Raw genomic sequence first — 12,754 nt, 5'->3', positions numbered from 1 at the left:
GCGAGTCATTTCTGCCCGGAAAACGGGCAGGTGGCAGGCAGGACGCGCCTCAGTAATCCTTCTCGAAGAACAGCCCGATCCCGGTATCCCCGTCATTCGACGCACTGCCCTTGGCAGTCAGGTTGCGTGTGAGGTCGAGGTTGAGGTTGATCATCTGCCGTCCAGCGCTGTCGGCGGTGACCTCGGTATAGACGTTGTCCGAGATATAGGCCCCGGCGCTCACCTCGGTGTCGCCCTCGGCGGTCTGCGTCACGTCGAGATCGCTCAGCCCGAAACCGCCGCGCAACCGCCCCACCAGATCGCTGCCCCCGCCCGAGAGCGTCGCCACCGCAGAGGCAAGCTGCGCGGCCTGCAACGGCGAGATATTGTCGAGCCCGCGCCCGAAGATGAGCCGCGCGACGATCTCTTCCTGTGGCAGGTCGGGGGATGAGGTGAACGTCACCTCCGGTGCGCTCGCCAGCCCCTCGATGATCACCCGCACCTCGACATCGTCGATCACCGTCACCGCGACAAAGCGCAGCCACGGGTCGAGCGAGCCCTGCATCGTCACACGCCCCTCGGTCAGCTCCAGCCGCTTGCCCAGAATATCGAGCCGCCCCCGGCGCAGCCCGAAGAAGCCGGCCGGTGCCACCGAAGCGATGGTGCCGCCGACGCGCAGCCGCCCGCCTAGCTCGGCGTCGAGCCCGCGCCCGCGCACGAATATACGGGCAGGCGCGCTGATCGTCAGATCGATCGGGTAGGGGCGGGCAGGGGCCGCGCGCGCGGCCTCCGTCTTGATCAGCCCCGCGCGCGCCCGCGTGATCCGCGAGGCGGCTGGCTCGCCCACGTGGCGCAGCTCCGGCAGCGTGGCGGTCTCGGGGCCAAGCCCCGAGGGGATGCGAATCTCGGTCTCCTGCAGAAATATCCCACCGCCGATGCGCGCCCCACCGATGAGCGGGCCGCGCACAGTCACCGTGCCATCCGCCGTTGTGGTATAGACCAGCCGGTCGGTCAGCACCGCGTCGGTCAGCTCGATTGTCAGATCGGCGTCATACCCGGGGACGAGCGAGATCGGCCCTGTCACGGCCACACTCCCGCCGGCGCGCAGGCGCGCGGTGAAATCGGTCTCCACCCGGTTGCCGCCCAGCCGCGCGGTGCCGCTCAGGTCGTCGATGGCCAGCCCGGCATCGGGCACCGATACCTGCGCGCCGCGCGCCTCGACGGTGCCCACCAGCGCCGCCAGCCCCGGCGCGCCCTCCACCCGCAGATCGAACGCCGCACTCCCCGACAGCGCATTGGGCTGGATGGCACCGTTGACCAGCGCCAGCGGCAGTTGCCCCGTGGCGGCAAGATCGAGCCGCGCGCCGTAATCGTGCACATCGCCCGACACCCGCGCCGTGGTCCCGCCCGGCCCCGTGGCGTCGAGCGCCAGCACGATCCTCCGCGCCTCGGGTCCGTGTAGCGCGACCGTGCCCCCCGCCGACAGCGCGCCGGAAAACTCGGGCAGGAACAGGCCCAGATTGGCCAGCCGCGCCTCAACGTGCACCGGCCCGCCCGCACCGTCATCGTGCGCGCTCAACTCCAGTTGCGGGGTGGTGAGGGCGACATCGGCGATCTCGATGCGCTCGGGTGTGCGGCGCGCCTCTGCACTCAGGTTCAGCCGCCCGGCGATCAGCCGGTCAAGGTCGGCGATCCCGGTGGCAATGTCTTGCCCCTCGGCCTCCAGCGCGACCTCCAGCCGCTTGGCTTGCAGCGCGCCCTCGGCCTCCAGCGTGCCGGTGATCCGACCCCGCAGCGGCATCCCGGCGAGCGCGGCAAAGCGCGCGAGATCCTCTGCCTCCATGCGCAGCCGCGCGGTCACCGGCAAGCCCTCGGCTTCGGGCTTGACGCTGCCGGTGCCAGCGATCTCGGCCCCCATCGCCGTCAGTTCGACCCCGTCGAACGTGACCGCGCCGCCCGCCCGCCAGCCGATCCCGCCTTCGAGCCGCGCCGGGCCGTCGAGGCGGCGGTCGGTCTGCCCCAGGTCGGCGATCACCGCTGTGACGTCGAGTGCGCCGCTTTCGCTGTCCAGTCTGCCCGAGGCGCTTGCCTCCAACGCGCTGTTGACGATTCTGAGCCGCTCCAGCGTGGTGCCCTGCGTGTCGCGCCGCGCCCTGAGCGCGAGCCTGCCGGGGTGCGCGATCAGCGGGTCCACCTGCGCGATCCCGAGCGCCAGACCATCTGTCCCGGCATCGAGCGCCACGTCGAAATCCCCGCCCAAAAGGCGACCCGAGCCGGTGAGCGTAACCTGTGCCGCCCCCGCGAGGTCCAGCCCCGTCAGCTCGGCAAAGCGGGCGAGGTCGGGCGCGTCGATGCGGGCCGTGCCCTCGACGGGCAACCCCTCGGCGAGCGCCGCGATCTGGCCATTGGCCGCGAGGGTGGCGTTGCCCGAGGCGACGCGCAGGCCGCGCAGCAGCAGGGGCTCGCCTTGGGTCCATTGCAGGCTGGCATGGCCCGAGAGCGCGGTGCCCGCCGCGCGGGCGAGGGCGGGATCGGCAAGGTCCAGCCCCGTGAGGTCGAACTCCGCCAGAGCGGTCACGCCGCGCGGGGCGCTGCGCTGCAAGGTGCCAAGGCCCGACAGCGTGGCGCTGTCGAGCCTGAGATCGGCCTGCGTGAAGTCGGTCAGGTCGATGCGCGCACGCCAGCGATCACCTCGGGCGGCGTCATAACTGGCCTCGATCGTGGCCTTTTCGAGCGTGACGGCCGGGCCTGTAATGGGCAGGCGCACCGGGACCGTGCCATCGCCGATATTGCCGGTGAGGTCGAATCGCACGGGCCAGCCCGCCGAATCGAGCGCGAGCGTGCCGTCGAGCGCCAGCTGCGCCGCCGAGAGGCTGAGCCGGTCGATATCGAGCGCGCCATCCACGGCCCGTGCGCCGCTAAGCACGAGTTCCGTGCGCCCGCCAAAGAAGGGCCGGTACTCCTCGGCCATGAGCGGTGTGATGTCGCCGTCGAGCGTGGCGTTGAAACGGGTGCCACCGGTTTCGTCCCCGTCGAGCGTCACGCGCCCCGTCAGCCGGTCGGCGCCGTCGGTGGCAAGCCGCAGGTCGGCCGCATAATCGTCGATCGGGGCCTCGCCCTGCACCGAGAGCACGATGGCCGGGCTGTCGGGCAGGTTGAGCAGCGTGGACGCGATGCCGCCTGGCGCCTCGTCGAGCAAAAGATCGAGCGCCAGCACGCGAGTTTCGTCGTCGAAGCTCGCATCGAGCGAGATTTCGCCGCGCCCGTCGAGGCGGGTGACGTCGATCTTTGCCGTGCCATTACCGCCGCCAAGCGAGAGGCTGCCGAACAGTTCCAGCCGAATTTCCTCGCCCAGAACGGGTGCGCCGAGGATCAGGGTATCGGCGCTGATCTCGCCGATATTGACCGACACGGGCAGGTCGGGCAGAGCAAAGGGCGTGGCCTCGGCATTCTCGGGGCTGATCGCGGGGCCGCCATCCGGCAGGCGTGCGAGCGTGATCTGCTCGGCGGTCAGGGCGTTGACCTCGACCCGGCCTGCCAACAGGGCGGAGCGGCTCCAGTCCAGCGTGACGTTGCGCAGGCTGAGCCAGATGCCGTCATCGTCGGCGATGGTCAGGCTCTGGAGACTGGCTCGGGACGAGAGCGCGCCGGCAAAGCCGGTGATCCGCACCTCGCGCCCGGCGCCCGAGAGGTTGTCCTCGATCGTGCGTTCGAGAAAGCCGCCGCCGGTCTCCTCCTGCGCCGCAAGCGGCGCGGCGAGAAGCGCGAGCGCCAGCGATATGCGCCACAGCATTCGCATCAGAACGCCTGCCCGATGCCGACATAGATCTCGAAAGCCTGGAACGCGTCGTCGCCAACGGGCGTGGCGATATCGAGGCGGATCGGCCCGACGGTGGTGAAATACCGCGCGCCCAGCCCCGCGCCGCCATGCCATTCGCCCGTGCCGGTGCCGAGCGCGTCCTCGCCGACGAACCCGGCATCGGCAAAGGCCACGGCCTGCACGCGGTCATTCACCATTGCCCGCAATTCGCCCGAGACCCCGACAAAGGCGCGCCCGCCGACGGTGATGTTCGGGGCCAGATCGACGCCCAGCGATTGGTAGCCCTGTCCGCGCACCGTGCCCGCCCCGCCCGAGTAAAACAGCATGTCAGCGGGCACATCGACGATCCCCGCCCCGGCGACCGAGCCAAGCTGCGCGCGGCCCGCAAGCGTAAACCGCCCCGCATCGCCAAGCGTGAGGTAGTCACGCAGATCGGCGTAAAATCTTGCGCCCCCTCCGCCCTGATCGAGCCCGGCGAATGGCGTGATCCCAAGCTCGAGATACAGCCCCTCCGTCGGGTTGAGCGGATCGTCGCGCCGGTCCCAGGTGGCACTCACGGGAAACAGCAGGTGCTGCACCTCGCGCCTGCCGAGGTCGTCAGTGATCTCGGAAAAGCGAAGGATGACGCCCGCCTCGGCGCTCAGCTCGTCGGAAAACACATGGGTCAGCCCGCCGCCGATCTCGGCCTTGCGCTCGCGGTAGTCGGGCTCGTTGCGCTCCTCGACATCGGCGAGCAGAAATGCGCCGGTGTCCGGGGTGAAGGTGGCAGGCCGGTCAAGCCGCGCGCCGAGGCGGAAGTCCTCGCCCCCCGAATCGCCGCCGATGCCCCCCACCAGCGCGTCGATGCGCAGCCGCTCGGCCCCGCCAAAGAGGTTGCGATGCAGCCAGAATCCCGACAGCGTCACCCCCTCGAGCGACGACAGCTCCGCGCCCACGCCGATGCGGCGGCGCTTGGCATCGCTCACCCGCGCCGCGATGTCAAGCGTGCCGTCGGCATTGGGCGTCTCGGCCTCGATCAGGCGCACCGAGCGGAACGCCCCGCTGCGGCGCAGGCGATTCGTGGCGTCCGCCACCTCACCGGGCGAGAATTGGCGGCCCGTGGGCAGACCGGCGATCTCGCGGATGCGCGCGGCGCGCACGCGGCTCGGGCGGTCGCCCTCGGTGATGCGCAGCGCACCGAACCGCAGCCGCGGGCCGGGGTCGAGCGCAATGCGCGCATCGAGCCGCGCGCGCGGGTGATTGGCAACGATATCCTTGGCATCGACGCGCGCCTTGGCATGACCCGCCGAGCGCCAGCCTTCGATCCCCGTCTGCGTGGCCTCGGCGATGAGCCCCGCCTTGGCCAGCTCTCCCGACAGGAACTTGCCCGGCAGCCCGGCGCCGGGTGCAAGCGGCGTCACCTCGGCTACGCCGAAGCGGAACCCCGCCCCGCGCACCACCTCGATCCCCACCTGGCCGATCTCGTCGGGGGCCGAGAGCGGCGGGATGTCGGCGGCCTCGTGCCCATCGACCCGGATCGAGATGATGCCGCCGTAATAGCCCTCGGCATAGAGCACGCTCAGCAGCCGCGCGTAATCGGCCTGCGCGGCGGCGAGCAGGTCCTGCGCGGTGCTGTCCTCCCGCGCCGCCTCACTCACCGTGAGCGAGGCGGCGTGCAGCCGCTCGGTGAACTTCTCCGGTGCCCGTGGTGCCGACAGGCTCACCTCCGCCGCACGGGCGGACAGGGTGGTCAGCGCGCTCAGCGCCACGATCAACAAGACGATTCGGGCCGACCATTCCCGCACGACAGCACCCCCCACGGACACCATTCCTCTATCGCACCCGAGGCCACCGATGGCCAGACCCGTCGCCCGCCGCGATCGGCGAAAAATCACTCGGCGGGGTGCGCACGCTCCGAAATTTCGCGCTCCAGCGCCGCCTCCATCGCCCCACGCGGGCGCGTGAACCGCGCCAGCAGGTCATATAGCACCGGTGTGACGACCAGCATAAGCACGGTGGCAAGGCTCAGCCCGGCGATGATGACGGTGCCCACGGCGATCCGGCTCTCGGCCCCCGCACCGCTGGCCAGCACCAGCGGCAGCGCACCCAGCACGGTCGAGATCGCGGTCATCATGATCGGGCGCAGACGCAGCACCGATGCCTCGATCACCGCTTCGCGCACGGCGTGTCCCTCGTCGCGTAGCTGATTGGCGAATTCCACGATCAGGATGCCGTTCTTGGCGATCAGCCCGATCAGCAGGATGATCCCGATCTGGCTGTAGACGTTGAGCGACAGGCCCCCCAGCGTCATCGCGTAGATCGCCCCCGCCACGCCGATGGGCACCGTCAGCATGATGACCACCGGGTGCAGAAAGCTCTCGAACTGCGCCGCCAGCACCAGGTAGACGATCACCAGCGCCAGCAGGAACACCACGTTGGCCCCGCCCGCGGTGTCCTTGTAGGTGCGCGACTGCCCGTCATAGCCCAGCTTGGCCTCCGCCGGCAGGATTTCGGTGGCGATCTCTTCGAGCTGTTCGAGCACGGTCCCAAGCTCGGCGTCGGGGGCGAGCGCGCCCGAAAGCTGGATCGAGGGCAACCGGTCGAAGCGCCGCAGCGATGGCGCGGCGGCGTTCTCGTCCAGCGTGACCAGCGCACCCAGCGGCACCAGCTTCTCGCCGTCGCCCGCGCGCACAAAGATATTCCCGATATCCGTGGGGGTGCGGCGGTCCTCGTCCTCGGCCTGCAACAGAACCGGATATTCGCGCCCGCGGCTGACAAAGGTGGTTACCTCGCGCGACGCGAGCATGGTCTGGAGCGTGGCGGCAATCGCCTCGGCCGAGATGCCGAGATCGTCGGCACGCGCGCGGTCGATCCGGATATCGAGCTGCGGCAGGTTCTCCTCGTAATTGATCTCGGGATTGACCAGCCCCGGCACGCTCTCCGCGCGGGCGAGCAACTCCGCGGCCCAGTCCTTGACGCTCTCGAAATCGGGGCCGCCGATGACCACCCGTACCGGGGTCGAGCTGCCGCGCAGGCCCAGCCCGGCGGGCGTCACCGGAAAGCCGCGCGCGATGGTCACGCGGCTCATCTGCGGGGCCAGCTCGCCCACCAGCGCCGAGACCGGGCGATCGCGCTCTTCCCACGACGCAAGGCGGAACACCACGAAAGAGCGCCACGCCCGCCCGCCCCAGCCGGTAAACGTAAACACGGTCGCGATCTCGCCCGAGTCGACATGCGGCTTCAGTATCTCCTCGACCTGCCGGGCGGCCATGTCCGAATGCGCCACGGTCGAGCCCTGCGGCGCGGTGAGCGGCACGAAGCCCACGCCACGATCCTCGCGCGGGGCCAGCTCACGCGGCAACCCGTCATAGAACAGCGCCGCGCCCCCGGTGACCGCCAGCGCCACGCCCAGCACCACGAGCGGCATGGCGATACAGCGCGTGAGCAGCGCGCGATAGGCCCGCTGGATCAGTGGCGCGCGTCGCGGCGTGCCGTCGCCCGCCCCGCGCCGCGCCCGCGCCCGCAGCACCTTGGATGCCAGCGCCGGGCACGCGGTGAGCGCCACGAAGGTCGAGATCGCCACCGTGCCCGCCAGCACCCAGCCGAACTCCACGAACAGCCGCCCCACCTGCCCGGGCATGAACGACAGCGGCACGAACACCGCGATCAGCGTGAGCGAGGTGGCGATCACGGCAAAGGTCACCTGCCGCGTGCCGTTGAGGCTCGCCACCAGCGGCGTCTCGCCGTCCTCGATGCGGCGCTGGATGTTTTCCAGCACCACGATGGCGTCGTCCACCACCAGCCCGATGGCCAGGAGCAGCGCCAGCAGTGTCAGCGTGTTGAGCGAAAATCCCCAGATGCCGATCAGCAGGAAGGTCCCGATGAGCGAGACGGGAATGGTAATCGCCGGGATCAGCGTGGCAGCACCCGAGCGCAGGAACACAAGGATCACCCCGATCACCAGAACAAGCGAGATGCCCAGCGCGATCACCACCTCGCGGATCGACGCGCCGACAAAGAGCGCGTCGTCAGAGCCCACGATGATCTCCATCCCCTCGGGCAGGGTGGGGGCCATCGCCGCGATCTCGGCGCGCACGGCGTTCGAGATGGCCAGCGTGTTCGACTGGCTCTGGCGCAGCACCCACATGCCCACCGCGTCGTTGCCATTGGTGCGCACCACGGTGGAATCGTTGGCCACGCCCGGCTCCACCCGCGCCACGTCGCGCAGCCGCACCGGATAGCCCGCCACCCGGTCGATCACCACGTCGCGGAAATCCTCGATGCTGGCCAACCGGCTGTTGAGCCGCACGGTAAGCTGCCGGTTATCGGATTCCACGTCGCCCGCGGGCAGTTCGATATTGGCCCGGCGCAGCGCCGCCTCGACATCGGCCACCGTCAGGTTGCGCGCCGCCAGCGCCCGCCGGTCGAGCCAGATACGCACCGCGAAGGGCCGGTCGCCCGCGATATCGACGCTCGCCACCCCCGCGACCGTGGCCAGCCGGTCGGCGATGAACCGGTCGATGTAATCGGTGATCTCGGCGGTGGTCATCCGGTCCGAGGTGATCGCGAGCCGCATCACCGGCGAGGCGTCGGCATCGCTCTTGACGACCTGCGGCTCCTCGGCCTCGTCCGGCAACTCGCCGCGCACGCGTCCCACCGCGTCGCGCACATCGTTGGCGGCCACGTCGATATCCACCCCGGTCTCGAACTCGATGGTCACCCGCGACCGGCCCTGTCGGCTCTCCGACGAGATGGTGCGAATCCCCGCGATCGAGGCGACAGCGCCCTCCACCGCCTCGGTGATGTCGGTGTCGATGACTTCGGGCGCGGCGCCGCGATAGGTTGTGGTGACCGTGACGACAGAGTTGTCCACGTCCGGCAGCTCGCGCACCGGCAGGTCGCGCAGGCTGGCCACGCCAAAGATGATGATCAGCAGGCTCGCCACCGCCGCGAGAACAGGGCGGCGCACGGCGATGTCCGACAGCGTCATGTCGGCGCCTCGCCGCTTCCCGCATCGTCCCCGGCGGTGGCGTCGCGGTCGCGCGCGAGGATATCGATCGGCGCGCCGTCGCGCACCCGCTGCAGCCCGCGCACCACCACCTCGTCCCCGACGACCAGCCCCGAGGTCACCGCGATCACCCCGTCGCGGCGCTGCCCGGTCTCGACCGCGCGCCGCCGGGCGATACCGTCCTCGGCCACGAACACATAGGTTTGCGCGGCCTGGAACACGATCGCCTCCTCCGGCACGACGATGCGCTCCGCCTCGTCCAGCACCAGCGTCAGCGACAGGAACATGCCCGCGGGCAGCGTGCTGTCACGATTGGGAATAAGCGCGCGTGTCAGGAAAGACCGGCTCACCGGGTCGATACGGCTGTCCACCTCCGAGATGGTGCCCTCGAAGCGGCGATCGGGAAAGGCGGCGGCGTGCGCGATGATCTTTTGCCCGCGCGCCACCTGCGCAAAGACCGTTTCCGGCAGGCCGAATTCCACCTCGACCTCGCTCAGGTCGTCGAGCCGCGCCAGCACCTCTCCCTCGGTCACGCGCGCGCCCACGTCATAGGCGGTCAGCCCCACCACGCCGTCAAACGGCGCGGTGATCACCCGGTCGTCGAGCCGGCGTTGCGCGCGCTCGACGCGCGCCTGCGCCTCGGCGCGCCGCGCCACCGCCTCCTCCACCGAGGCGACCGAGACCGCGTTGGTCCTGCGCAACTGGCGCAACCGATCCAGCGTGCTCGACTGTTCCTTGAGAACCGCCTCGGCCTCGGTGAGGTCCGACCGCTGGATCGAATCGTCGAGCCGCGCCAGCACCTCGCCCTTCTCGACCCGGCTTCCCGGCGCGATATCGAGCGCCACCAGCCGCCCGTCGGTCTCCGGCACGATCTCGATAGAGCGGCGCGCGCGGGTGGTGCCGACGGCCTCGACGGTGCGCTGCATCACCCGCGTCTCGGCGGTGGCAAGCTCGACCGTCGCCGCGCGCGGGCCGCCACCGCCCTGCGCCGCGCCGGGAACGGTGGCGTATTCCGATCGCCAGTAGCCATAGCCGCCATAGGCCAGCCCACCCAGCACCGCGAGCACGATGAGTTGCCTGAATACGGACATGCGGTGACGGTTCCTTGCCGGTGCGCGTTTGGTCGTGGCCGATGAGTAAACCTACTGCGCCCGCGGCGAAAGGCAACTCCGCGTGAGCGTCAGGCCGCGAATCCGTGCTGCCGAAGCGCGGCGCGCGTCCGGCGCCACAGCATCGGCAGCCCGTCGCACAGCGCGCGCGCCCGCGCCTCGCGCCCGGTCTCCAGCGCCGCCTCGATCTGCTCCAGCCGTGTGTGCAGGGCCGTGGCGCCACAGGTCCCGGCCGTCCCTGCGAGCCTGTGGATGCGCCCACCCAGATCGTCCGGCATACCCGCCTCCAGATCGGCCAGCAGCGCCTCTGCCTCGCGTCCCAGCGCCGCCATCGTCCCGGCCATCTGCGCCTCGGACAGGGCGGCCTGCATCTGCGCGATGTGCGCCGCGTTCACGACCGCCTCGTCCCGTGGCACCTGCGCGACGAGCGCGCGTAGCGCGGCCCGCGCCAGCGGCTTGACCTCGACGGCGCAGGCCCCGGCCTCCCGCAACCGCGCCACGGTGCGCGCGCCGTGATAGGCGGTCAGCGCGACGATCCGCGTGGCCGCATTGGGGCCGCCGCCCTCGCGGATGCGCCGGGTCGCCTCGATCCCGTCGAGCCGCGGCATGTCCACATCCATCAGGATCAGGTCGAAAGCGGCCTCGCCCGCAGCCCGGACCGCCTCGATCCCGTCCCCGGCCAGCACCACCTCGTGACCGTCGCGCTCCAGCATCGTCCCGGTCACCGTGCGGCTCGCCGGGGTGTCCTCGACAACCAGCACGCGCAGGGCGCGGGGCAGGGGGGCGGCACCCGCCTCGGTTTGCGCCTCGCCGTCGCTCCTTGCCGGCGGCAGGGGCACCCGCACGGTAAAGATGCTGCCCGCGCCGGGGCTGCTCTCGACGTCGATATGCCCGCCCATCGCGGACACGATCCGCCGCACGATGCCAAGCCCCAGCCCGGTCCCACCTGCCTCCTCCTCCGCGCCCGCAACGTCGCGATGGGGCAGGCGGATAAAATCCTCGAAGATCGCCGGTTGCTCGGCCTCGGCGATGCCGATCCCGGTATCGTGCACGGCGAATACCACCGCGTCGCCGGTGTCGCGCCGCGCCGACAGGGTGATGGTGCCGTCGCGGGTGAACTTGACGGCGTTGGCCACGAGGTTGAGCAACACCTGCCCCAGACGCCGCGCGTCGCCGACCACGGTGCCCAGACGGGCCTGCGCCGGATCGAGCCGGAGCGTGTTGCCACGCGCCTCGGCGGCAATCCGCTGCCCCGCCACCAGATCGGCGAGCAGTGCGTCCAGATCGAACGGCGCCGGGCGCAGCACCGGCGCGTCGCCGGGCGGTCCGAGCCCCCCCAGCGCCTCGTCGATATGGGTGCGCAGCGCCTCGCCGCTCAACCGCATGAGCCGCACGTGATCGCGCTGATCGCTGTCGAGATCGCTGTCCTCCAGCAATTCGAGCGCGCCCAGCAGGCCATTGAGCGGGGTACGCATCTCGTGGCTCGTCATGCCCAGGAACCGCGCGCGCGCCTGCTCGGCAGCCAACGCCTCCTCGCGCGCCGTCGCCATCGCCGCCTCGGCCCGGAGCCGCCCGCGATAGAGCCGCCACAGCAGCACCAGCAACAAAAACAGCGCCACGAACATCAACGTGCTTAGCGCCGTGAGGGTCACGATCTGCGTGGTCAACTGCCTGCGCTCGGCGTCCGAGCGGCGCGCGTCGATGGCCAGCGCGGCAGCGGCGATCCGGCGAATGGGCGGGGTCATCCGCGCCGCCTGCGCCTCCAGCACCCCACGGGCCGCGACAAGGTCCGCGTCGCCGCCGTCGATCAACGGGATCATCTCGTCGAGGATCGCCATCACCCGTCCCGCCTCGCCCGCCGCCTGCGAGCGCGCCAGCATGGCGCGATAGGCGGGCGCGTTGCGCAGCGTCGTGGTGCGGCTATAGAGCAGATCGAACCGCTGCCGCACGGCATCCGGCGCCTCCGGGTCAGCGCGGCCGAGATTCTCCAGCGCCAGCCGGAACTTGAGCTGGTCCACCTCGATCTGCGAGATGGTCCATTGCAGGTTGTCATCGCGTGCCGTGCCATACTCGCCGATCCGCGCCAGCACGTGCGAGGTAATGATCACCGCCGCGATCATGCAGCCGATGGCGAACATCGCCAGCAGCGCCAGCGCGAGCCGCTCGCGCGCGGACAGACGGTGATCCTCGGTGCCCTGCATTCGTTGCCCGGTCCTCACTCCGCCGCCGGATGCACGGTGATCCGGTCAAGCTGCCAGATGCTTCGCATGTAGACGGTCTCGCGTTGGAAATCGGGGTCGCTGTCGTAATTGTAGACCAGCCAGAACGGCCCCTTGTCGCGCAGGCTCATCGGCGCACCGTTTCGGCTGTGCGCGATCACCGGATAGACCGGTCCGATCTCGTCGACCGATAGCGAGACAGTGTAATCGTTCACCGCCACGAGGTCGAGCCGCCGGGCGCTGATGCCGGTCCGCGCGAGCAGCGTGGCCAGCGACACGCCTTCGAAACGCTGCACCCCCTCGGTCCAGATCGTATGCGTCGTGAACGCGGTCTGCGGCAGCGCGGCCAGGTCCGCGCGGTCGAGCGCGGCGAGCCGCGTGCCGTCGGGCGCAAGGATATCCAGCCGTGCCTGCGCCTCCGCCCCCGACGGCTGCCACGTTGCCGCCCATGCCACGGCGAGGCACAGTCCGAACGCGCGGACGACCCGGACGATCGCGGCAATGCGGCGCGGCATGATCCCTCCCTGTTCGTGCGCAACCAGTTTCGGCAATTTCAGGCGCGTGCCCAGCCCTCCTATGCTTTTGCCCGGGGTGACGTCTTGCGCTCCGGCGTGCAATCACGCATTTGTCATTCCTGTGA

General features: G+C 70.5%; 6 protein-coding genes. All 6 read right to left on the bottom strand.

Annotated features, from left to right (window positions below):
* Window positions 1-49 precede the first annotated feature (49 nt).
* Window positions 50-3,772: a translocation/assembly module TamB domain-containing protein gene (locus tag CRJ03_RS06230; protein ID WP_240611578.1), complete on the bottom strand. Its 3,723-nt coding sequence runs from the start codon at window positions 3,770-3,772 to the stop codon at window positions 50-52.
* A gap of 5 nt (window positions 3,773-3,777) precedes the next feature.
* Window positions 3,778-5,598: an autotransporter assembly complex protein TamA gene (locus tag CRJ03_RS06225; protein WP_240611577.1), complete on the bottom strand. Its 1,821-nt coding sequence runs from the start codon at window positions 5,596-5,598 to the stop codon at window positions 3,778-3,780.
* 71 nt (window positions 5,599-5,669) lie between these two features.
* Window positions 5,670-8,768 (bottom strand): efflux RND transporter permease subunit, encoded by a 3,099-nt coding sequence (locus tag CRJ03_RS06220; RefSeq protein WP_104018040.1) that lies wholly within the window; start codon window positions 8,766-8,768, stop codon window positions 5,670-5,672.
* Window positions 8,765-9,877, bottom strand: a complete 1,113-nt coding sequence (locus CRJ03_RS06215; protein WP_104018039.1) for an efflux RND transporter periplasmic adaptor subunit — start codon at window positions 9,875-9,877, stop codon at window positions 8,765-8,767. The genes CRJ03_RS06220 and CRJ03_RS06215 overlap by 4 nt, the downstream gene beginning before the upstream one ends.
* Window positions 9,878-9,966: 89 nt before the next feature.
* Window positions 9,967-12,096 (bottom strand): ATP-binding protein, encoded by a 2,130-nt coding sequence (locus tag CRJ03_RS06210; RefSeq protein WP_104018038.1) that lies wholly within the window; start codon window positions 12,094-12,096, stop codon window positions 9,967-9,969.
* Window positions 12,097-12,110: 14 nt separating this feature from the next.
* Window positions 12,111-12,629 carry a putative pterin-binding protein gene (locus CRJ03_RS06205; RefSeq protein WP_104018037.1) on the bottom strand — a complete coding sequence of 173 codons (519 nt, stop codon included), beginning with the start codon at window positions 12,627-12,629 and terminating at the stop codon, window positions 12,111-12,113.
* Between the last annotated feature and the right edge of the window lie 125 nt (window positions 12,630-12,754).

This window comes from Roseovarius nitratireducens (genome assembly GCF_002925845.1).
Classification (GTDB): domain Bacteria; phylum Pseudomonadota; class Alphaproteobacteria; order Rhodobacterales; family Rhodobacteraceae; genus Roseovarius; species Roseovarius nitratireducens.
Note: the sequence above shows the minus strand (reverse complement) of the source record. Positions and strands in the feature narration are given on the sequence as shown.